The organism is Curtobacterium poinsettiae (genome assembly GCF_047226435.1).
Classification (GTDB): domain Bacteria; phylum Actinomycetota; class Actinomycetes; order Actinomycetales; family Microbacteriaceae; genus Curtobacterium; species Curtobacterium poinsettiae.
The window spans coordinates 1,094,238-1,115,485 of sequence record NZ_CP178434.1; the positions used below are offsets into that span (position 1 = coordinate 1,094,238).

Annotated in this window: 19 protein-coding genes and 1 tRNA gene; 17 read left to right on the forward strand and 3 right to left on the reverse strand. The window is 71.1% G+C overall.

Annotation, left to right across the window (positions count from 1 at the left end; all coding sequences use genetic code 11):
- Positions 1 to 147 precede the first annotated feature (147 nt).
- The 5 genes from ileS to ACL00U_RS05175 are packed head-to-tail and all read left to right on the forward strand — an operon-like array spanning position 148 to position 6,686.
- A complete protein-coding gene (ileS, locus tag ACL00U_RS05155; RefSeq protein ID WP_412873901.1) occupies positions 148 to 3,405 on the forward strand; it encodes an isoleucine--tRNA ligase in 3,258 nt (1,085 codons plus the stop codon).
- Entirely contained in the window at positions 3,402 to 4,955 is a 1,554-nt protein-coding gene (locus ACL00U_RS05160) for a bifunctional folylpolyglutamate synthase/dihydrofolate synthase (protein WP_412873902.1), read from the forward strand. The genes ileS and ACL00U_RS05160 overlap by 4 nt, the downstream gene beginning before the upstream one ends.
- Complete coding sequence (locus ACL00U_RS05165) at positions 4,952 to 5,368, forward strand: DUF4233 domain-containing protein (protein ID WP_017885985.1); 417 nt, start codon at positions 4,952 to 4,954, stop codon at positions 5,366 to 5,368. The genes ACL00U_RS05160 and ACL00U_RS05165 overlap by 4 nt, the downstream gene beginning before the upstream one ends.
- 35 nt (positions 5,369 to 5,403) lie before the next feature.
- Positions 5,404 to 5,823, forward strand: coding sequence for a nucleoside-diphosphate kinase (gene ndk, locus ACL00U_RS05170; RefSeq protein ID WP_017885984.1), 420 nt, complete (start codon positions 5,404 to 5,406; stop codon positions 5,821 to 5,823).
- A gap of 14 nt (positions 5,824 to 5,837) precedes the next feature.
- Positions 5,838 to 6,686 (forward strand): DsbA family protein, encoded by an 849-nt coding sequence (locus ACL00U_RS05175; protein ID WP_017885983.1) that lies wholly within the window; start codon positions 5,838 to 5,840, stop codon positions 6,684 to 6,686.
- Positions 6,687 to 6,754: 68 nt separating this feature from the next.
- On the opposite strand, the gene ACL00U_RS05180 is transcribed toward ACL00U_RS05175, so the two are convergent.
- Complete coding sequence (locus ACL00U_RS05180; RefSeq protein WP_042538493.1) at positions 6,755 to 7,618, reverse strand: DsbA family protein; 864 nt, start codon at positions 7,616 to 7,618, stop codon at positions 6,755 to 6,757.
- 31 nt (positions 7,619 to 7,649) lie between these two features.
- Positions 7,650 to 8,252 (reverse strand): vitamin K epoxide reductase family protein, encoded by a 603-nt coding sequence (locus ACL00U_RS05185; protein ID WP_042538492.1) that lies wholly within the window; start codon positions 8,250 to 8,252, stop codon positions 7,650 to 7,652.
- A gap of 347 nt (positions 8,253 to 8,599) precedes the next feature.
- Here ACL00U_RS05185 and ACL00U_RS05190 point away from each other — a divergent pair, with 347 nt between their 5' ends.
- Positions 8,600 to 11,542, forward strand: a complete 2,943-nt coding sequence (locus ACL00U_RS05190) for an Rne/Rng family ribonuclease (RefSeq protein ID WP_412873903.1) — start codon at positions 8,600 to 8,602, stop codon at positions 11,540 to 11,542.
- A 1-nt stretch (position 11,543) separates the two neighbouring features.
- On the forward strand, positions 11,544 to 12,455 hold the full coding sequence (locus ACL00U_RS05195) for a hypothetical protein (RefSeq protein ID WP_412873904.1): 912 nt from the start codon (positions 11,544 to 11,546) through the stop codon (positions 12,453 to 12,455).
- 85 nt (positions 12,456 to 12,540) lie between these two features.
- On the opposite strand, the gene ACL00U_RS05200 is transcribed toward ACL00U_RS05195, so the two are convergent.
- Positions 12,541 to 12,813, reverse strand: a complete 273-nt coding sequence (locus ACL00U_RS05200; protein ID WP_017885978.1) for a DUF4031 domain-containing protein — start codon at positions 12,811 to 12,813, stop codon at positions 12,541 to 12,543.
- A gap of 179 nt (positions 12,814 to 12,992) precedes the next feature.
- On the opposite strand from ACL00U_RS05200, the gene rplU reads away from it, so the two are divergent.
- The 10 genes from rplU to ACL00U_RS05250 all read left to right on the forward strand — a co-directional run bounded on the left by rplU (position 12,993) and on the right by ACL00U_RS05250 (position 21,174).
- Entirely contained in the window at positions 12,993 to 13,301 is a 309-nt protein-coding gene (gene rplU / locus ACL00U_RS05205) for a 50S ribosomal protein L21 (RefSeq protein ID WP_027464715.1), read from the forward strand.
- Between the two features lie 12 nt (positions 13,302 to 13,313).
- A complete protein-coding gene (rpmA, locus tag ACL00U_RS05210) occupies positions 13,314 to 13,565 on the forward strand; it encodes a 50S ribosomal protein L27 (RefSeq protein WP_017885976.1) in 252 nt (83 codons plus the stop codon).
- 104 nt (positions 13,566 to 13,669) lie between these two features.
- Positions 13,670 to 15,247: a GTPase ObgE gene (gene obgE / locus ACL00U_RS05215; protein ID WP_017885975.1), complete on the forward strand. Its 1,578-nt coding sequence runs from the start codon at positions 13,670 to 13,672 to the stop codon at positions 15,245 to 15,247.
- 7 nt (positions 15,248 to 15,254) lie between these two features.
- Positions 15,255 to 16,073: a glutamate 5-kinase gene (gene proB, locus ACL00U_RS05220; protein ID WP_082046875.1), complete on the forward strand. Its 819-nt coding sequence runs from the start codon at positions 15,255 to 15,257 to the stop codon at positions 16,071 to 16,073.
- A 796-nt stretch (positions 16,074 to 16,869) separates the two neighbouring features.
- Entirely contained in the window at positions 16,870 to 18,135 is a 1,266-nt protein-coding gene (locus tag ACL00U_RS05225; RefSeq protein ID WP_140449220.1) for a glutamate-5-semialdehyde dehydrogenase, read from the forward strand.
- A gap of 40 nt (positions 18,136 to 18,175) precedes the next feature.
- Positions 18,176 to 18,376 (forward strand): hypothetical protein, encoded by a 201-nt coding sequence (locus ACL00U_RS05230; RefSeq protein WP_017885971.1) that lies wholly within the window; start codon positions 18,176 to 18,178, stop codon positions 18,374 to 18,376.
- A gap of 11 nt (positions 18,377 to 18,387) precedes the next feature.
- Positions 18,388 to 18,987, forward strand: a complete 600-nt coding sequence (gene nadD / locus ACL00U_RS05235; RefSeq protein WP_082046874.1) for a nicotinate-nucleotide adenylyltransferase — start codon at positions 18,388 to 18,390, stop codon at positions 18,985 to 18,987.
- On the forward strand, positions 18,984 to 20,486 hold the full coding sequence (locus ACL00U_RS05240; protein WP_259552103.1) for a hypothetical protein: 1,503 nt from the start codon (positions 18,984 to 18,986) through the stop codon (positions 20,484 to 20,486). Before nadD ends, ACL00U_RS05240 begins: the two co-directional genes overlap by 4 nt.
- A 132-nt stretch (positions 20,487 to 20,618) precedes the next feature.
- The gene (gene rsfS, locus ACL00U_RS05245) at positions 20,619 to 20,993 is read left to right on the forward strand and encodes a ribosome silencing factor (protein WP_017885969.1); all 375 of its coding nucleotides are present in this window, start codon (positions 20,619 to 20,621) and stop codon (positions 20,991 to 20,993) included.
- Positions 20,994 to 21,101: 108 nt separating this feature from the next.
- A tRNA-Ala gene (locus ACL00U_RS05250) sits at positions 21,102 to 21,174 on the forward strand.
- The last annotated feature ends 74 nt before the right edge of the window (positions 21,175 to 21,248 follow it).

A 21,248-nucleotide genomic window follows, 5' to 3' on the forward strand; every position in this document is an offset into this window, starting at 1 on the left:
CTCCGTCAGTAGAACCGGGCGGGTTCGGGACCGTCACCATCCCCGACACAGAGTGGTCGCACAGCGGACGTTGGGCGGCAAACGAGGTGGTACCGCGGAGCCTGGCTCCGTCCTCGTGGAGATCGAGCGAACCCACAAGGAGTCCCGGTGCCGTACCCGTTGAACGCCGATGCCGATGGTGTCGTCCCCTCGCCGAGCTTCCCCGCCGTCGAGCGGGGCATCCTCGCCTTCTGGAAGCGCGACGACACGTTCCAGGCGTCCATCGACGCGCGCCAGGGCTGCCCGGAGTGGACCTTCTACGACGGCCCGCCCTTCGCCAACGGCCTGCCGCACTACGGGCACCTGCTGACCGGGTACGCCAAGGACGTCTTCCCGCGCTACCAGACCATGCGCGGCAAGCAGGTGCACCGCCGCTTCGGCTGGGACACCCACGGCCTGCCCGCCGAGCTCGAGGCGATGCGCCAGCTCGGCATCACCGAGAAGCACGAGATCGACGCCATGGGCATCGACGTCTTCAACGCCGCCGCCAAGAAGTCGGTGCTGCAGTACACCGACGAGTGGCAGGAGTACGTCACCCGCCAGGCGCGCTGGGTCGACTTCGAGGACGACTACAAGACCCTCGACGTCACCTTCATGGAGAGCGTGCTCTGGGCGTGGAAGCAGCTCTGGGACAAGGGCCTGGCGTACGAGGGCTTCCGGGTCCTGCCGTACTGCTGGAACGACCAGACGCCGCTGTCCAACCACGAGCTGCGCATGGACGACGACGTCTACAAGATGCGCCAGGACCAGTCCGTCACGGTCTCGTTCCCGCTGCACGGCGACCGCGCTGCCGCGCTCGACCTGAACGGTGTGCGGGCGCTCGCCTGGACGACGACCCCCTGGACCCTGCCGACGAACGCCGCCCTCGCGGTCGGCCCGGAGATCGCCTACGCGGTCGTCCCGGCAGGGCCTGGAGGCGCGGCTGACGGTGCCGACGCCGGTTCCGTCTCCTACCTGCTCGCGTCCGACACCGTGGCCGCGCACGCGAAGGAGCTCGGCTACGCCTCGGGTGACGAGGCGCTCGCCGCCGTCGCGCGCACGCTGACGGGCGCCGAGCTCGACGGCGTCGAGTACGAGCGGCTGTTCGACCACCTGGCCGATGCCGAGGGCTACGAGAACGCGTGGCGCATCCTGGTCGCCGAGTACGTCGAGACCGGTGAGGGCACCGGCATCGTGCACCAGGCACCGGCCTACGGTGCCGACGACCAAGAGGTCTGCGCCGCCGCCGGCATCCCCGTCGTGCTGTCCCTCGACGAGGGCGGCGTCTTCACGTCGCAGTTCGGCGAGGTCGCCGGCATGCTCTGGTCGGACGCGAACAAGCCGCTGACCAAGGCCGTCCGCGACGCCGGGCGACTGCTCCGCCAGGCGTCCTACGAGCACAGCTACCCGCACTGCTGGCGGTGCCGGAAGCCCCTCATCTACAAGGCCGTCTCGTCGTGGTTCGTCCGCGTCACCGAGCTCCGCGACCGCATGGGCCAGCTCAACCAGGACATCAACTGGGTGCCGGACAACGTCAAGGACGGCCAGTTCGGCAAGTGGGTCGGCAACGCCATCGACTGGTCGGTCTCGCGCAACCGCTACTTCGGCACGCCGATCCCGGTGTGGCAGTCCGACGACCCCGAGTACCCGCGCACCGACGTGTACGGCTCGCTCGCCGACATCGAGCGCGACTTCGGTCGCCTGCCGGTGAACGCCGAGGGCGAAGTCGACCTGCACCGCCCGTTCATCGACGACCTGACGCGGCCGAACCCCGACGACCCCACGGGCACCTCGACGATGCGCCGGATCACCGACGTGTTCGACGTGTGGTTCGACTCCGGGTCGATGCCGTACGCCCAGGTGCACTACCCGTTCGAGAACCGTGAGTGGTTCGAGTCGCACAGCCCGGCCGACTTCATCGTCGAGTACATCGGGCAGACGCGCGGCTGGTTCTACGTCATGCACGTGCTCTCCACTGCGCTGTTCGACCGACCCGCCTTCCAGAACGTCATCAGCCACGGCATCGTCCTCGGCTCGGACGGCCAGAAGATGTCGAAGTCGCTCCGGAACTACCCGGACGTCTCCGAGGTCTTCGACCGCGACGGCGCCGACGCCATGCGCTGGTTCCTGATGTCCTCGTCGGTGATCCGCGGCGGCAACCTCGTCGTCACCGAAGAGGGGATCCGGCAGGGCGTCCGCGAGTTCATGCTGCCGCTGTGGTCGACGTACTACTTCTTCACCCTGTACGCGAACGCCTCCGGGGAGTCGGGCTACCAGGCAACCCGGAGCACCGCGAGCACCGACGTGCTCGACCGGTACCTGCTCGCGAAGACCCGGGTGCTCGTCACCGACGTCACCGCGCACCTCGACGCGCTTGACACCCCGCTGGCGGCCCAGGCCGTCCGCGACTTCGCCGACGTGCTCACGAACTGGTACGTCCGTCGCTCGCGCGACAAGTTCTGGACCGGGGCCGACGCGGCCGCCGGCGCCGAGACCCGTGCGGCGTTCGACACGCTGTACACCGTGCTCGAGACCCTGACCCGGGTCGCCGCCCCGCTCGCGCCGCTCGTCACCGAGGAGATCTGGAAGGGCCTGACCGGCGGGCGCAGCGTCCACCTGACGGACTTCCCGGACCCCGACGAGTTCCCCGCCGACGACGCCCTGGTCGATGCGATGGACCGCGTGCGCGACGTCGCCTCGAAGGGCCTGGCGCTCCGCAAGGCCACGGGCAAGCGCGTCCGCCTGCCCCTCGCCACGCTGACCCTGGTGGTGCCGGACCCGGCTGCGGTCGAACCGTTCGCCGACATCCTGCGTGACGAGCTCAACGTCAAGCGCGTGGCGCTCGAGGCGCAGGCCGAGGAGTCCCTGGCGCAGTACGGCATCGAGCGGAAGCTCACCGTGAACGCCCGCGTCGCCGGCCCCCGCATCGGCAAGCAGGTGCAGCAGGTCATCCCGGCCGCCAAGAAGGGCGACTGGACCGCCACCGACTCCGGCGTGACCGTCGGCGGCATCGACCTGATCGAGGGCGAGTACTCGCTCGACCTCACCGTCGCCGACACCTCGGTGGCCGTGGCGTTCCTCGACGAGGGTGGCTTCGTGGTGCTCGACACCGTGACCACGCCCGAGCTCGAGGCCGAGGGGCTCGCCCGCGACGTCGTCCGCGCCGTCCAGCAGGCCCGCCGCGACGCCGACCTCGACGTCAGCGACCGCATCGCCCTGACCCTGCGGGTGGACGACACCGCCGACGGCGCGGTCCGCGCGCACCAGGAGCTCATCGCCGGTGAGACCCTGGCGACGAGCGTCGAGATCGTGCCCCTCGGGGCGAGTGACACCACCACCGACGTCGGTGACGGTGCGAAGGTTTCCGTGGAGGTGGCACGCGCATGAGCGACGACGACCAGTACGACGACCACGAGGCGAACGAGGAGTTCGTCGGACACGACGAGTTCGACGGCCGCGACGAAGACGGCATCCGGATCCCGGTCGGCCCGGCCGGTGACGGCCCTGCCGACGCCGTGCCCTACGGGGATGACGACGACGAGGTCCGCCGTGTCGAGGCCGCCCTGTACGCCCGGATCGGTGAACAGGCCCCCGAGCGACGGCTGACCGCAACGCGGCGTGCCGTCGAGCTGCTCGGCGACCCGCACCTGGCGTACCCGGTGATCCACGTGACCGGGACGAACGGCAAGACGTCCACCAGCCGCACCATCGAGAGCATCGTCCGTGCCCACGGTCTGCGCACCGGCCTGATGACGAGCCCGCACCTGGTGTCCATCCGGGAGCGCATCGTGATCGACGGCCAGCCGATCGCAGCGGACCGGTTCACCTCGAACTGGGACGACATCGCCCCGGTGCTCGAGATCACCGACCGGGAGCTCGCCGACAAGGGCGAACTCCCGCTGACCTTCTTCGAGGCGCTCACCGTGCTCGCCCTGGCGTGCTTCGCCGAGGCGCCGGTGGACGTCGCCGTGATCGAGGTCGGCATGGGCGGCGAGTGGGACTCCACCAACGTCGTGCAGAGCCAGGTGTCGGTGTTCACGCCGATCGCCATCGACCACGCGAAGCAGCTCGGCGCCACCGTCGCCGAGATCGCCCGCACGAAGTCGGGCATCGTCAAGCCGTCGTCCGCCGTGGTGTCGAGCCGGCAGGTCCCCGAGGCCCTCGCCGAACTCGAGCGCGCCGCCGAGCTCACCGAGTCCACCCTGGCCGTCGAGGGCACGGGCCCCTTCGAGCCGGTCACTGACCGTCGCGGAGCGGCGGGCAGTCCGAGCTTGCAGGGAGGGTTCAGCGTCGTCGACGTCACCCCGGCCGTGGGCGGACAGCTCATCACCGTGCAGGGCATCGCCGGTCGCTACGACGACCTGTTCCTGCCGCTGTTCGGCCGGCACCAGGCCGAGAACGCCGCCGTGGCGATCGCGGCGGTCGAGTCGTTCCTCGGCCGTGGGGCCCAGGCCCTCGACGAGGACGTCCTGTCCGAGGGCATCGCCGGCACGACCAGCCCCGGTCGACTGCAGCCGATCGCCACGGACCCGACCGTCGTCGTCGACGCCGCGCACAACCCGCACGGTGCGAAGGCCCTGGCCGAGGCACTGCCGGTCGCGTTCCCGTCGGAGCACGTCGTCGGCGTCGTCGGGATCCTCGGCGACAAGGACGCCCGCGGGTTCGTCCGCGCGCTCAAGGACACCGTCGCCACCTTCGTGGTCACGCAGCCGCCGGGGGAGCGTGGGCTCGACGCCGATGCCTTCGCCAAGGTGGTCGTGGACGAGATCGGCGCGGACCGCGTCGTCGTCGAGCCGTCCCTGGCGTCCGCCCTGCAGCAGGCACGCGACCTGGCCGACGAGGCGGACGCCGAGGACGCCCTCGTGCTCGTCGCGGGCTCCATCGTGATGGTGGGCGCGGTCATGGACCTCGTGCACCGCGAAGGCGAGACGAAGTGACGGACGCACCAGGGGCCTCCCGGCCGGGCCGCGCACCGCGCACCCGGAAGCCGCGCCGCGAACGCGGAGCGCAGGAGAGCCTGCTCTCGATCACGCTCGTGCTCGAGGCGATCATGTTCTTCTTCCCCATGCTCGTCGTGTTCGGCAAGGGCACGCTGCCGCCCGCAGCGGCCTTCGGCGGCGGCGTCGGCGCGATCATCGTCCTCGCAGCTGCCTCACGTCTGACGGGCAAGCGGGCCGGTGTATGGTTCGGGTGGCTGCTGCAGGCGGCCATCCTCGCCACCGGGTTCATCGAACCGTTCATGTTCGCGGTCGCCGTGGTGTTCCTGGCGCTGTGGGTCTTCTGCTTCGTCAAGGGCGGTCAGCTGGACCGTCAGAACGCCGCGCGCCGAGCGGCCATGGGCGAGGACTGACCACCACATTCGACCCCGAACACAGGGAGTACTGCGTGTCCGACTTCGAAGAGACCCTCGTCCTCGTCAAGCCCGACGGTGTGGCCCGCCAGCTCACCGGTGAGATCCTCCGCCGGATCGAGGCGAAGGGCTACGAGCTCGTCGACCTGAAGATGCTCACGGCGCCGCGCGACCTGCTCGACGCACACTACGAGGAGCACCAGGGCAAGCCGTTCTTCGAGCCGCTCGTCGAGTTCATGCAGTCTGGTCCGGTCGTCGCCGTGCGCGTCGCCGGCAACGGTGCGATCGCGGGCTTCCGCTCGCTCGCCGGCACCACCGACCCCACGTCGGCTGCGCCCGGCACCATCCGTGGTGACCTGGGCCGTGACTGGGGCCTCAAGGTGCAGCAGAACCTGGTCCACGGTTCGGACAGCCCCGAGTCGGCCGCGCGCGAGCTCGCGCTCTGGTTCGCCTGAGCGGCGGGGACGACATGACGAACAACGACCGACCCACCAAGAACGAGCGGCGTCAGCACGCGCGCGAGGTCGCACGCCAGCGTGCCGACGCCGAGAAGCGCCGCAAGCGCCGCAACAAGTGGTTCCTGCAGGGCGGCATCGGCCTGGGCATCGTGGCGATCGCCGCGATCATCACCATCGTCGTGGTGAACGTGAACAACGCACCGGTGCTGTCCGCCGCCGGGCCGAAGAACATGGCCACCGGCGCGATCCAGTTCACCGGCAAGGACGGCAAGGTCACCCCCGTGACCACGCCGGCCGTGGCCGCGACGGGTTCGGCATCGCCGGCCCCCACGGCGAACAGTGACGGTGCCGTCGCGGTCACCGAGTACGTCGACTGGGCCTGCCCCGTCTGCAAGCAGTTCGAGGGCGCCTACGCCGATCAGATCCTCGACAAGGTGAAGTCGGGCGACGCGACGCTGGCGATCCAGCCGGTGTCGATCCTCGACCGCAGCTACCCGGGTTCCCGGTACGCCAGCCGTGCTGCGAACGCCGCCATGTGCGTGGCGAACTACGACCCGGACAAGTTCCTCGACGTGCAGACGCAGTTCTTCGACAACCAGCCGGCCGAGGGCACGAAGGGCCTGACCAACTCCGAGATCGCGAAGCTCGTCAAGGCGGGCGGCGCGACGGGTTCGGACCTGTCCCAGTGCCTGTCGACCGAGCGGTTCAAGGGCTGGGTGACGAAGTCGACGCAGGCCGTCACCTCGAACGAGGCACTCGCGGGTCCGCAGGGGTTCGGCACGCCGACGGTCGTGGTCGACGGCAAGCGCCTCGACGACCTGAGCACGGTCATCACCGCGATCGACGCCGCGGCGAAGTAACACCTCGGCACGACGAACGGCCCCCGCTCCCGATGGGAAGCGGGGGCCGTTCCACGTTGCTCCTCGGGCTAGGACGCGCGGTCGTGCCGCCGGACGAACGACGCGAACGCCTCGGGGTCAGCGAGGGACGTCGAGCCGTCCGGGTCGTACTGCTCGCCGTCGACGAGGATCGTGGGCGTGCTCGTGATCCCGTCGAGCGTCGAGTTCGGCACCGGGTCCTGCACCGCCCGGTTCGTGGCGTCGGCGACCCACCCGGCGAAGCGCTGCCCGGTGATGCACGAGGCGACCTCGGGGGCCCTCGCCCCGGCTCCGCGGGCGAGGGACGCCAACTCGTCGTTGGTCAGCCCGCGGGTGTTCTCGGACGGCTGGTGCCCGGAGAGCGACGCGTTGTAGGCCAGGAACGCGTCCGGGTCGTGGTCGGCGACGCAGGCAGCAGCCGCCGCAGAGCGGGTGGAGTACCGCGAGCCGAGCGACAGCCGGTCGAGCAGCCCGAGCGGGTGCAGCTCGAGGGTGGCGGTCCCGTCCTCGACCCACTGCCGGATCTGGGGCATCTGGGCCGTCTCGAACTGGTTGCAGTACGGGCACATGTAGTCCGCGTAGACCACGATGGCGGTCTTCGAGCCGTCCTGGTCGGTCGGTGTCGGCGTCCCGCCGGCGGGGACCGCGCGCGTCTCGACGGGCACGATCCTGCCGTGCACACCGGTCAGCAGGACACCGTCGCTCGCCGCGTTGCGTGGGCCGGGACCCGCGGGCTGCACCGATCCCGCCACCAGGACGACGACCACCGCGACGACCGCGAGCCCACCGATGACGGCTCCGCTGATGCCCAGCGTGCGGAGGCGACGGCGGCGCGACTGCTCCTTCGCCCGTGTCGCCCGCGCGCGTTCCCGTACGGCGTCCCGACGCGCCCTGCTGGTCTCCTGCTCGCTCATCGATCCCGAGCGTAGAGGCAGTCCGGACGGCTCAGAAGACGGTCAGGACCGCCGGGAACATGATGATGATCGTGACGATGATGACCAGGTAGTTGGCCAGCGGGAACGTCCAGCAGAAGGGCAGGAGCGTGCGCCCGACGCGCTGTGCTCCGGCGCCGAAGCGTCCCTGCGCCATGTTCCAGATCGTGAAGACCCAGAACATCGGGATCGTCATCGACCAGACGAGCATGCACCACGGGCACAGGGCGCCGATGACGAAGACGGTCTGCGTGAACAGCCAGGTCACGAACACCCACGCCAGGAACACGCCGGCGTTGAACGCGATCCAGAACCAGCGCGAGCCGTTCCGGAACCCGGCCAGCATCAGCACCGCGACGGCGATCGGGGCGACGAACCCCATGACGCCGAGCAGCGGGTTCGGGAACCCGAACAGGTGGCCCTGCCAGCTGGCCATCACGTCGGAGCAGTTGATGAACGGATTGACGTCACAGCTCAGGACGGCCTTGGGGTTCTCGTACTTCGCGAACTCGTCGAGGACGAGCCGGAACGCTGCGTACAGGCCGACGAGCCCGGTGACGAGCAGGAAGACCGCCATCGCGATCGGACGACGGGGGGCAGGTGCAGACGCGGTCACGCGGTCATCATCGCACGCGGGTTCCGGTGCTTTCCGGGTGTGGCATGCGATAATGCCTGGAGGTCGTGCGGCCAACCGCACACCGAAGAGAGCTTTCCGAGCGACGCCCCACCGGGCAGACCTCGGACGATCAGGTGCGGTGAGAGCGCACTGTGGTCGGGCAGCGTCACTCCGACGACGAGCCGACCCGGGCCGGGTGCCCGGACCGGAACGGGCGCGGACGCAACGAGAAGTTGACGCGGACCGGTCACGAGACAGCGAGCGCGGGGGCGTCGACGCCGCCCGCCACGACACAGAATTCCCGCCACCCGAAAGGGTGCGAGTGGGGCCGAGGAGTGCACCAGTCCATGGTGGAGCAGAACAACGACAACACGACCAACGACGAGAACGCGCCGAAGCGCCGGAGCCGCCTGTTCGGCGGTCGCCGCGCCCGGTCGTCCGGCCAGGAGGCCCGTGGGGTAGCCGATCAGGCACCCCACGCCGACGAGACGCTCGCGCTGACGGGCGGCGCTGACGCCCGTCCCGCGGCCAGCGTCGCGTCGCCCGGCTCGCCGGACTCGCCGGACTCGCCGGACTCGCCGGACTCGCCCGATTCCCCGGCTTCGCCGGCGGAGCCGACCGACACCGGGGCGGTCTCCGTCGCGGTCGAGGCCGTCGCCGACAGCGGTGCCGAGCCGCACGACGTGAGCACGCTGACCGGTGACCTGCCGGTCGTGACGGGCGACCAGTCGGGCACCGTGACCGACGGGGCGGACGCGGACCGCGCCTCCCGTCCGACCGAGGCCGCGCCCACGGCCGAGGCGAGCGACGACGCGGCACCAGCCGACGAGCCGTTCGTGCCGAAGGCCACGAGCACGCTCAGCCTGATCTTCCACGCCCCGGTGCTGCCGGACCTGCCGCAGCGCGCGCCCCGGTTCGAGCGCGACCGCGATCGTGACCGCGACCGCGACGAGGACGACCGCTACGACCGCGAAGACCGCTTCGACCGCGACCGTGACGACCGCGACGACCAGGGCGGTTCCCGCCGTCGCTCGCGTCGCCGTGGCTCGAGCGCCGACCGCGAGGCCCGCGAGCCGCGCGACCACCAGGAGCCGCGCCGTCGTGAGCCGGAGCTCATCACCGAGCCGCAGCGCATCAAGGGTTCGACCCGTCTCGAGGCGAAGAAGCAGCGTCGTCGCGACGGTCGCGACGCCGGACGCCGCCGCCAGGTGGTCAGCGAGGACGAGTTCCTCGCGCGCCGCGAGAGCGTCGACCGCCAGATGATCGTCCGCTCCAGCTCGTCGACGATCGAGATCGGCGTGCTCGAGGACGGCATCCTCGCCGAGCACTACATCACCAAGTCCGAGAACGTGTCGCTCATCGGCAACGTCTACCTCGGCAAGGTGCAGAACGTCCTGCCCTCGATGGAGGCCGCGTTCGTCGACATCGGCCGTGGCCGGAACGCCGTGCTCTACGCCGGCGAGGTCGACTGGAACTCGGTCGACACCAGCCACGGTCGCCGCATCGAGGCAGCCCTCAAGCCGGGCGACAAGGTCCTGGTGCAGGTCACGAAGGACCCGGTCGGCCACAAGGGCGCCCGTCTGACCAGCCAGGTCTCGCTGCCCGGTCGCTACCTGGTCTACGTGCCGAACGGCTCGATGAACGGGATCTCGCGCAAGCTGCCGGACACCGAGCGTGCCCGCCTGAAGAAGATCCTGAAGGAGGTCCTGCCGGAGCACGCGGGCGTCATCGTGCGCACCGCTGCCGAGGGAGCGACCGAGGAGCAGCTCACCCGCGACGTGCAGCGCCTGACCAGCCAGTGGGAGGCCATCCAGAAGAAGGTCGCCGGTGGCCAGGCCCCGGTGATGCTGCACTCGGAGCCCGACCTGCTCATCAAGATCGTCCGCGACGTCTTCAACGAGGACTTCACGAAGCTGATCATCGACGGCGAGGCCGCCGGCGGCACCATCGACGAGTACCTGACGGCCGTCGCCCCGGACCTGAAGGACCGCGTCGTCCGCTACGACGGCCCCGACTCCTTCGAGGAGTTCCGCCTCAACGAGCAGATCGACAAGGCGCTCGACCGCAAGGTCTGGCTGCCCTCCGGTGGTTCGCTCGTCATCGACCGCACCGAGGCCATGACGGTCGTCGACGTCAACACCGGCAAATTCGTCGGTTCCGGCGGCAACCTCGAAGAGACGGTCACGAAGAACAACCTCGAGGCCGCTGAGGAGATCGTCCGGCAGCTGCGCCTGCGTGACATCGGCGGCATCATCGTCGTCGACTTCATCGACATGGTGCTCGAGGAGAACCGCGACCTCGTGCTCCGCCGTCTGGTCGAGTGCCTGAGCCGCGACCGCACGAAGCACCAGGTCGCTGAGATCACCTCGCTCGGCCTGGTGCAGATGACCCGCAAGAAGATCGGTGTCGGTCTGCGCGAGTCGCTCGACGAGGTCAACGCCAAGATCAACGACAACAACGCCGACCCGGGTCCGAGCAAGGGCCGTCGCAAGGGTCGTGGCGGGAACGGCAACGAGAACGGCCGCTCCGGCAACGGCGGCAACGGCACCGGGAACTCCGGTTCGTCGGGGTCGTCGTCGAACGGTGGGTCGAGCCAGGCGCACCAGATCACCGACGACGTGAAGAACGCGCTGTCCCGGATCGCCGCCTCGACCCTGTCGCACGACGAGCAGGAGGCCGCGGCCGCCGCGACCGAAGCCGAGGCGCCGTCCTCGGCGGACGCATCGACCAGCACGGACAGTGCGGGCGGCGAGCAGCCCACCGGTTCGAAGCGCCGTCGTCGGGGCCGTGGTGGGCGCGGGGGAGAGCAGCAGACCGCGCTCGCCCCGGAGACCACCGAGGCCACCGAGGCACCGGAGGCACCCGCCGCCGAGCCCGTCGTCGAACCCGAGGCGCGCGCGCCGAAGGCCAGTGCGACGAAGGGCAGCGCCCCGAAGGCCGCCGCGCCGTCCGTCACCGAGCCCGAGGTCGCGAGCGCACCGAAGGCGAAGGCCCCGGCCCGTCGTCGCGTGAGCTCGAGTGCCACGGTGACCCCGACCGACAACTCGGTGGCGATCCTGGACATCCCGATCGCCGCAGCGCCCAAGCGCGAGCCCCGCGCGGTCGCCCCGGACGCCGAGTCCCTGCTCGACTCGGTGCTCCAGGCGCTCCCTGAGCCGAAGCAGCCCGGACAGGGGCGCTCGCGTTCCCGCCGGGTCTCGTCGCCGAGCATCAGCGCTCCGGCCACGCCGACGGAGGAGCCGGCCGACGACGCCGACGGCTCCGACGGCGCTGTGATCCTGGGGAGCTGACGTGACGAACCCGGGCGACCCGCAGCAGCAGCGTGGGTACTACGGTGCGGGCTGGTCCCAGCCCGCACCGCCCGGCCCGGGTGGTCAGCAGCCGGGTGGGCAGCAGCCGCGTGGTCCGGTGCCGCAGTACGGTCGCCAGCCCGGTGCCGGTGCGCCGTACGCCCCGCCGCGACCGCCCCGTGCCCCTGCCGACCCGCGGCGGGCCTTCGCGCCCGGTGCCTCGGTGACGAACACGGCCGGGGCGCTCATCGCGGTCGTCGCCCTGGTGCTCGTCGAGTTCGTGTCCGGGCTCTTCGGTCTGCTCGGCACCTCGCTCGTGGTCAGCCCGTTCCAGCACTACGGCGCGGGGACGAGCCTGCTCGGCAGCTTCACGACCAATGTGTTCGTGGCGCCGTTCCCGTACTACGCCGGGGCGTTCCTGGCCCTGGCCTTCCTGACGCCGATCGACCGCCGCAGCCCGCTGCCGAGGCTCCTGCTCCGCGTCGTGCTCGCCGGCGCCGCGGGCACGGTGGCCCTGATGCTGGTCGGCGTCTTCACCGGGTCCTTCGGCGCGGCGAGCGCCGGCGGCTCCAAGCTCGTCATCGACGTGCTCACGCGTCCGCTGCAGAACGGGCTGCCGTTCACCGTGATGCTCCTGGCGACCGCCACGGCCGCCTGGCTCTGGCTCGGTCGCCCGCGCCGCGGCCCTGGCTCGTCGACGACCCCGGGCAGGCCGGGCACTGTCCGACCCGCCGACGCGGTCCCACCGTCGACGATCCAGCAGCAGCCACAGCAGCAGCCGCCCGCACCCTACGGGCAGGGACGCGTCCAGCCCGACCCGCACGGCCAGTACGGCGGGCAGTACGGCGCCGGACCGCGCTCCGACCAGCAGCAGCCCCCGGCGAACCCCTGGGGCGGCCCAGCGCCCCGCTGAGCCCGCTCGCGGGCCCTGTGAGCCGGCTGCGCACCGTGCGAGGTGCGGGGCCGGGCAGACCCGCACCGCGCCTCCTGGCGGGCGCTCAGAGGCCGCGCTTGTCCCGCTGCGCCACGCGCAGCCCACTGCGGATCAACCGCAGCACGAGCTCGCGACCGGTGACGGCCGAGGCGCCGGCGGCCACCAGTTCGTCGTACCGCGAGAGCGGGACGTCGTAGTGGTCGTGGTCGAACGCGCGGGGCGGCACGCCGGCCCGCGCAGCGAACGCGTGGAGTTCCGCGTAGGATTCATCACTGACGAGGTGCGACCACAGTGTGTCGTGGGCGGGCCACGTCGGTGGGTCGATCAACACGGTCACCGTGCAATCGTACGGGTGTCGCCGTTTGACCGGACCCAGGGTGATCGAGTATTCTCGGTCCCTGGTGTCAGCGGGCCGTTCTGCCTGCGTCGCCGATCGGGCCCGGCCTTCCGGGAGCCGCTCGTGCAGAAGTGGGCACCCGAGACTTCCCTCAAGCAGAGTTACGTAAGGATTTCCACGTGGTTTACGCAGTAGTGCGCGCCGGCGGCCGTCAGGAGAAGGTCGAGGTCGGCACCATCCTGACCATCGACCGTGCCAAGGCGGACGACAAGGGCAACATCGACCTCGCCCCCGTGCTCCTCGTGGACGGTGACAAGATCACGTCGGCGGCTTCCGAGCTCGCGAACGTGACCGTCACCGCCGAGGTGCTCGACGACCTCCGTGGTCCCAAGGTCATCATCCAGAAGTTCAAGAACAAGACCGGGTACAAGAAGCGCCAGGGTTTCCGCGCTGAGCTGACCCGCGTCAAGATCACCAAGATCGCGTAAGGGAGTCAACTCATGGCACACAAGAAGGGTGCGAGTTCCACTCGCAACGGTCGTGACTCGAACGCACAGCGCCTCGGCGTGAAGCGCTTCGGTGGCGAGGTCGTCAACGCCGGCGAGATCATCGTCCGCCAGCGCGGCACCCACTTCCACCCCGGCGCCAACGTCGGCCGTGGTGGCGACGACACGCTGTTCGCCCTCTCGTCCGGTTCGGTCGAGTTCGGCACCAAGGGTGGCCGCAAGGTCATCAACATCGTCAACGCGTAGTCGTTCGAACGACTGCAGCTGGAGGGGCGGGCCGAGTGCCCGCCCCTCCTTCGCTTTTCCCGCCGACGATCCCGTCGGCACAACGAAACACCTGGAGTGGACCCATGGCGACCTTCGTCGACCGCGTGACCCTGCACCTCAGCGCGGGGCACGGCGGCAACGGCTGCGTGTCGGTCCGCCGTGAGAAGTTCAAGCCCCTGGCCGGGCCCGACGGCGGCAACGGCGGTGACGGCGGCGACATCGTGCTCGTGGCTGACCCGCAGGTGACGACGCTGCTCGGCTACCACCGTTCCCCGCACCGCTCGTCGAAGAACGGCCAGCCCGGCATGGGCGACCACCGCAGCGGTGTCAGCGGCGAGGTCCTCGAGCTCCCGATGCCCGTCGGCACCGTGGTGTACGACGAATCCGGCGAAGTGATCGCCGACCTCACCGAGCCCGGCATGCGCGTCGTCGTGGCCCCCGGTGGGCAGGGTGGCCTCGGCAACGCGGCGCTCTCCACCACCAAGCGCAAGGCCCCCGGCTTCGCGCTGCTCGGCACCGAGGGCTGGGCGGGGGACATCAGCCTCGAGCTGAAGACCATCGCCGACGTCGCCCTCGTCGGGTTCCCGAGCGCCGGCAAGTCCTCGCTGATCGCGGCGGTCTCGGCCGCCAAGCCGAAGATCGCGGACTACCCGTTCACCACCCTCACCCCGAACCTGGGCGTCGTCGAATCCGGCGACACCCGCTTCACCGTCGCCGACGTCCCCGGTCTGATCGAGGGCGCGTCCGAGGGCAAAGGCCTCGGCCTGGAGTTCCTGCGGCACGTCGAGCGGTGCGAGGCGCTGCTCCACGTCATCGACTGCGCCACGCTCGACCCGGGCCGCGACCCGATCAGCGACCTCGACGTCATCCTCGGCGAACTCGAGCGCTACCCGGTCCCCGAGGGCCAGGTGCCGCTGCTCGAGCGCCCGCAGCTCATCGCCCTGAACAAGATCGACGTGCCCGAGGCGCAGGAACTCGCCGAGTTCGTCACCGCCGAGCTCGAGGGCCGCGGCTACCGCGTATTCCCGATCTCCACGGCGTCCCGCAAGGGCCTCCGCGAGCTGACGTTCGCCCTGGCGGACGTGGTCGAGCAGGCCCGCGCCGCCCGTGCGGCCGAGCCGGTGCCGGAGCGCATCGTCCTGCGCCCCCGCTCGGTCAACGAGAAGCCCTTCACCGTGCGCGCCGAGGGCGGCGAGGAGCACCGCTTCTACCGTGTCCGCGGCGCCAAGCCGGAGCGCTGGGTCCAGCAGACCGACTTCACCAACGAAGAGGCGATCGGCTACCTGGCCGACCGGCTCGCGAAGCTCGGCGTCGAGGACGGTCTGTTCAAGGCCGGAGCCGTCGCCGGGTCGACGGTCGTCATCGGTGGCGACGGCGGCATGGTGTTCGACTGGGAGCCCACGCTCACATCGACCGCGGAGCTCATCACGAGTGCCCGTGGCACCGACGCCCGCATCGGTGCGACCTCGCGTCCGACCCGCAACGAGCGGCGCGAGGAGTACTTCGAGCGGATGGACGCCAAGGCCGCCGCCCGTGCCGAGCTCGAGCAGGAGCGCGTCTCCGGGCTCTGGGTGGACGACGACGTCGTGACCAGTGACCAGCTCGGCACCGGCGACCAGTTCGACGGCGACCAGGTCGAGACCAGCGACCAGAAGGACTGACCGCGGCATGACCGACACGACCGCCCGCACCGACCTCGGACCCGTCACCCGGCGCGAGGACATCCCGCGTGCGCGGCGGATCGTGGTCAAGGTCGGCTCGTCGTCGGTCAGCGGTGACGCCGCCGGGCAGATCGGCCCGCTGGTGGACGCCCTGGCGGCGGCCTACGGGCGGGGCACCGAGGTGGTGCTCGTGTCGTCCGGTGCGATCGCGACCGGGTTCCCGTTCCTCGGGCTCCAGGGGCGGCCGGACGACCTCGCCACGCAGCAGGCGGCGGCGGCCACCGGGCAGAACGTCCTGATGTTCCGGTACCAGAAGGAACTCGACCGGCACGGTGTCGTCGCGGCGCAGATCCTGCTCACGGCGGGCGACCTGCAGAACCCCACGCACCGGGTGAACGCCCAGCGCGCCATCGACCGGTTGCTCGCGCTGCGAGTGCTGCCGATCGTGAACGAGAACGACACCGTCGCCACCCACGAGATCCGCTTCGGCGACAACGACCGGCTCGCGGCCCTGGTGGCTCGGCTGCTCGGTGCCGATGCCCTGGTGCTGCTCTCCGACGTCGAGGCGCTCTACACGGCACCCCCGGAGCAGCCCGGTGCGACCCGCATCGACGAGGTGCCGTTCGGCGACGAGCTGGCCGGGGTCACCTTCGGGTCGATCGGCACGGCCGGCGTCGGTACCGGGGGAGCGGGGACCAAGGTCGCCGCTGCGCGGCTCGCGGCCGAGGCGGGCACCGCGGTGCTCGTGACCGACACGGCGCTGGTGGACCGCGCCCTGGCGGGCGAACACGTCGGCACCTGGTTCCACGCCGCGCCGCGCCCCTGAGGCCGGGCCGGGCCGCGCGACTGGCAGGGACTGGTCACGACTCCCCGTTGTGATGTCGTCGAGTGGTCGGGTACCTTCGGCGCGGGCGTCGCGGAGCGACGGTCTGCGACCGCTCGGCGGGCGTGACGCGACGTGTTGTGACCGGCGGGTCCAGGCAGTCGACGGCGTGGACGCGACCGCCTGGAGGGCCGGTGCGGGTGTCGGGACCGGTGGCGGGCCTCCAGGTGGTCACGACTCTCTGTCGGGTCACCGGTGCGTGGTCGGGAATCGTCGCTTCGGTCGCCGCTGGGCGACGTTCTGTGACCACTCGGAGGGCGGGGGACGACGTGTCGTGACCGGTCGGCGGGGTGGACGCGACCGCCTGGAGGGCCGGTGCGGGTCCCGGGACCGGTGGCGGGCCTCCAGGCGGTCACGGCTCCCCGTCGGGACGGCGCCGACTGGTCGGGGACCGTCGGCGCGGGCGTCGCGGAGCGACGGTCTGCGACCGCTCGGCGGGCGTGACGCGACGTGTCGTGACCTGCGGGTCCAGGCAGTCGACGGGGTGGACGCGACCGCCTGGAGGGCCGGTGCGGGTGTCGGGACCGGTGGCGGGCCTCCGGGCGGTCACGACTCCCCGTCGGGTCACCGGCGTGTGGTCGGGAACCGTCGTTGCGGTCACCGCTGGGCGACGGTCTGCGACCGCTCGGCGAGCGGGGACGACGTGTCGTGACCGACAGGAACGGCGGACCGGGCCTGGAGGCGCGGCGAGCATCCGGCACGCCCGTCACGACCCGGGTGGCGGACCTACAATCGGTCCATGTCGTCGATCGCGCCCGCCCCGACCCTGACCGACAAGCTCGTGGCGGCACGCGCCGCCTCGTCGGCGCTCGCGACCGCCACGACCGCGGTCAAGGACGCGGCCCTCGCGGCGATCGCCTCGGCGGTGCGTGCAGCGACGGACGAGATCGTCCGCGCCAACCACGACGACCTCGTCGCGGGTGAGGACGGCGGCCTGTCGTCGGGGCTGCTCGACCGGCTGCGGCTCGACCGGGTCCGGATCGAGGCCCTGGCTGCCGCGGTCGAGCACGTCGTCGGGCTCACCGACCCCGTGGGGGAGCACGTGCGCGGGTCGCAGCTGCCGAACGGGCTCCAGCTCACCCAGGTGCGTGTGCCGTTCGGTGTCGTCGGGGCCATCTACGAGGCACGCCCGAACGTCACCGTCGACATCGCTTCGCTCGCACTCAAGTCGGGCAACGCCGTCGTGCTCCGCGGTGGATCGGCGGCCCAGCACACGAACGCCGTGCTCGTCGCCCGGATCCAGGACGCGGTCGAGTCGGTCGGACTGCCCCGCGACCTGGTGCAGACCATCGACGAGTTCGGCCGCGCCGGCGCCACCGAGCTCATGCGCGCCCGCGGGCTGGTCGACGTGCTGATCCCACGGGGGAGCGCCGCGCTCATCCAGACCGTCGTCACCGAGTCGCAGGTGCCCGTCATCGAGACCGGGGCAGGCGTCGTGCACGTGTTCCTCGACGCGTCCGCGCCGGAGCAGCGTGCGGTCGACATCGTGCTGAACAGCAAGGTGCAGCGACCGAGCGTGTGCAACGCCCTCGAGACCCTGCTGGTGCACGAGGCGGCGGCCGAGCGACTCCTGCCGGTGCTGGCGGACCGGCTGCGGGCATCCGGCGTCACGCTGCGCGGCGACGACGCCACCCGGGCGATCGTGCCCGGGGTGCTCCGAGCCACCGACGCCGACTGGGCGACCGAGTCGATGGACCTCGACCTGTCGATCCGCGTCGTGCCCGACGTCGACGCGGCGATGGCGCACATCGCCCGGTGGTCCACGCACCACACGGAGTCGATCGTCACGAACGACGTCGACACCGCCGAGCGGTTCCTGGCGAGCGTCGACTCGGCGGTGGTGATGGTGAACGCCTCCACTCGGTTCACCGACGGCGGTGCGTTCGGCTTCGGGGCCGAGGTCGGCATCTCGACGCAGAAGCTGCACGCGCGCGGTCCGATGGGGCTGCCGGAGCTCACGAGCACGAAGTGGATCGTGCGCGGCTCCGGGCAGATCCGCGGCTAGACTGAACGGCGTCTTTCCCCGACCGAACGGAGCACGAACGATGACCCTCCTCGCAGAAGCTGCTGAGCACGCCTCCGGGGCGCCCGCGTTCGTGTTCCCCATGGTCGGCGCCCTCTTCTTCATCTTCCTCGGCTTCGTGACCTGGAGCTTCCGCGACGTGGCGTACCGTCACTCCCAGAAGTTCGAGGCCACCCGCCACAACGAGTCGGGTGTCGACGAGTTCGGTCACACCAAGATCTGACCGACCACTCGATGCTCGAGACCACCGGACGGCCACGCATCGGCGTGATGGGTGGCACGTTCGACCCCATCCACCACGGGCACCTGGTCGCGGCGTCCGAGGTGGCGCGGGCGTTCGACCTCGACGAGGTCGTCTTCGTCCCCACCGGGCAGCCGTACATGAAGTCCGACGTCACCGACGCCGAGCACCGGTACCTGATGACCGTCATCGCCACCGCGTCGAACCCGATGTTCACCGTCAGCCGCGTGGACATCGACCGTCCGGGGCCGACGTACACCGTCGACACGCTGCAGGACCTGCACGAACAACGACCGGATGCCCAGCTCGTCTTCATCTCGGGCGCAGACGCCGTTCAGCAGATCGTCGACTGGAAAGACCATGATGGACTCTGGGACCTGGCACACTTCGTCGCCGTGACGCGTCCGGGACACGCCTTGAGCATCACCGGATTGCCCGAGCGGGACGTAAGCTTGCTCGAGGTCCCTGCACTGGCCATATCGTCGACGGATTGCCGTGACCGGGTTCGACGGGGTTCCCCCGTCTGGTACTTGGTTCCCGACGGTGTCGTCCAGTACATCTCCAAGCACCATCTGTATCGGAGCGTTGCATGAGTTCGTCCGACGCGCAGCCGCCCCTGTCGCGGCGCCAGGCGCGCGAGCGGGAGCGTGCCGCCGCGGCCGGTTCGCAGCCCGCGACGCCGCCCCCGACCGTCGCCACGCCCGCGGCCGAGACCCCCGAGTCCCGTCGTCGCCCCGGATCGCACGTCGCCCCCGCACCAGGCGGCCCTGCCCAGTCGTCCACGCCGGGTTCGGCGCAGGATGCTCCGGGCTCCGCGCCGTCCGTCCCGGTGTCGGCGCCCGCGGCCGGTGTGCCGCCGTTCCCGCCGGCGTCCGCGACCGAGATCGTCCCCGGCAGCGGTGGACTCACCCGTCGACAGATCCGGCAGCTCCGCGCCGCCGAGCGCCAGGCGGTCCTGCCGGTCCCGCTGCAGAACCCCACGCCGCAGTCCTCCGACCGCACCGTCGAGGACGTCATCGGCTCGGTCGACACGATCGACCCCGCCGCGGCGCAGCAGAGCACTCCGGATGCCGAGGCAGAGCGCGACGAGCAGTCCGCTGCGCCGACGGTCCTCGACCAGGCCGCGGTCGCGCAAGCCACCGAGGCCGACGGGTCCCCGGACGCGATCGAGGCCCTCGACGAGGCCGCTGCGCATGCCGAGGAGCCCCGCCGCCACCGCTCGACGTGGTCGCCGCCCGCCGACGCCGACTCGGACGGCACCCACTCGGACGGCACCGAATCGGACGCCACCGACTCGGACGCCACCGCACCCGAGGCGTCGGTCCTCGACGCCCCGGCGGACGACGCGACCGACGATGCCCAGGCCGACGAGACGCCCGCCGACGCTCCGGCCGGGTCGGCCGACACCGCGCCCGGGTCGCGGCCCGCCGTCACGCCCGTCCCGATCCCGACGAACGCCGCAGCAGGGACCCCCGCGGTGTTCCCGCTCTCGCTCGACGCCGAGGACGACGACACGAACGAGGTCCCGCTGCCCGGCGCCGTGACCGAGGCCCCGAAGGCCCCCGCCGCGTTCCAGCGGCCCACCGAGCCGAAGCCGGTGACCACGGCCTTCGCGCCGCCCGCCGGCCACTGGTCGCAGCAGGCGCACGACTCGAACGACTCCGAGGTGCACGACGCCGAGACCGGCACCCGCCGCGTCGCCGTGACGAACACCAACGCGATCATCCTGCCGAACTCGGCCCTGGCCGACCCGACGGGTGCCCTCAACGCGACGGGCGAGGTGATCCTCACCGGATCGATCGACCTGCCGGCGTCGCTGTCGTCGACCGGGTCGCACCGTCCGATCGACGGGGCCGAGGTCGACCGCCTGCTCGAGCAGCAGGACGAGCAGCCCGAGACCGACGCCAGTCCGGTGCGGGCGAGCCGTGCGGTGTCCAGTCACACCTCGACCCGTCAGGTCGTGCTCGCCGCCGCCAAGCCGAAGGAGTCGCGCACGCCGCTCATCCTCGGTGTCGCGCTCGGCTCGGTCGGCATCGCCGCAGCGGCGGTCATCGTCGTCGCCCTCGTCACCACCCACGCGTTCGGCGGCTGACCCCTGCCGTCCCCGACGACCGTTCTCCACCACCCCGCCGACCCCGGCCTGGCCGCTGTCGGCGGGGTGGCTTATGATCGTGACCCATCAAGCGAACCGGCTGTCCGTCGGTTCGACGACCGGAAGGAATCCGTGACCGCCTCCACTCGCGCACTGGAACTCGCGCAGGCCGCAGCACTCGCGGCTGACGCCAAGCAGGCCGAGGACCTCGTCGCTCTCGACGTGACCGGGCCGTTGCAGCTCACGGACGTGTTCCTGCTCGCAACCGGTCGGAACGAGCGCAACGTGCAGTCCATCGCCGATGCCGTCGAGGAACGCCTCCTCGAGCTCGGTGCCAAGACGCTCCGCCGCGAAGGGCGTGCCGAGGGCCGCTGGGTCCTCATCGACTTCGGCGACGTCATCGTGCACGTCTTCCACGACGAAGACCGCCAGTACTACTCGCTCGAGCGTCTCTGGGCCGACTGCCCGACCATCCCGCTCGAGCTCCCGGTGGACCACACCGCCTGATCAGCGACGCGCCCGGGTGGCGGCTTCGATTTCGTTGCCCGGCGTTCGCATGGTGTACGCTTCTATGGTGCCTCCGGGGAACCGGTTGGTGCAGAAGCAACACGATCTGGGTCTGTGGCGCAGCTGGTAGCGCACCTGCATGGCATGCAGGGGGTCAGGGGTTCGAGTCCCCTCAGATCCACCCGAAACCCCCGTCGTTCCTCGGAACGGCGGGGGTTTTCTCGTGCGCCGATCGCCACCCGGTGGCCCGATACG

What these genes read in the sequence shown, in the direction of transcription:
- ACL00U_RS05180 (WP_042538493.1), bottom strand. Translation starts at nt 7,618, where the DNA reads ATGAGCGAGCAGGAGACCAGCAGGGCGCGTCGGGACGCCGTACGGGAA.
- rpmA (WP_017885976.1), top strand. Translation starts at nt 13,314, where the DNA reads ATGGCACACAAGAAGGGTGCGAGTTCCACTCGCAACGGTCGTGACTCG.
- proB (WP_082046875.1), top strand. Translation starts at nt 15,255, where the DNA reads ATGACCGACACGACCGCCCGCACCGACCTCGGACCCGTCACCCGGCGC.
- ACL00U_RS05225 (WP_140449220.1), top strand. Translation starts at nt 16,870, where the DNA reads ATGTCGTCGATCGCGCCCGCCCCGACCCTGACCGACAAGCTCGTGGCG.
- obgE (WP_017885975.1), top strand. Translation starts at nt 13,670, where the DNA reads ATGGCGACCTTCGTCGACCGCGTGACCCTGCACCTCAGCGCGGGGCAC.
- ACL00U_RS05175 (WP_017885983.1), top strand. Translation starts at nt 5,838, where the DNA reads ATGACGAACAACGACCGACCCACCAAGAACGAGCGGCGTCAGCACGCG.
- ACL00U_RS05160 (WP_412873902.1), top strand. Translation starts at nt 3,402, where the DNA reads ATGAGCGACGACGACCAGTACGACGACCACGAGGCGAACGAGGAGTTC.
- ACL00U_RS05240 (WP_259552103.1), top strand. Translation starts at nt 18,984, where the DNA reads ATGAGTTCGTCCGACGCGCAGCCGCCCCTGTCGCGGCGCCAGGCGCGC.
- ACL00U_RS05190 (WP_412873903.1), top strand. Translation starts at nt 8,600, where the DNA reads ATGGTGGAGCAGAACAACGACAACACGACCAACGACGAGAACGCGCCG.
- ACL00U_RS05230 (WP_017885971.1), top strand. Translation starts at nt 18,176, where the DNA reads ATGACCCTCCTCGCAGAAGCTGCTGAGCACGCCTCCGGGGCGCCCGCG.
- nadD (WP_082046874.1), top strand. Translation starts at nt 18,388, where the DNA reads ATGCTCGAGACCACCGGACGGCCACGCATCGGCGTGATGGGTGGCACG.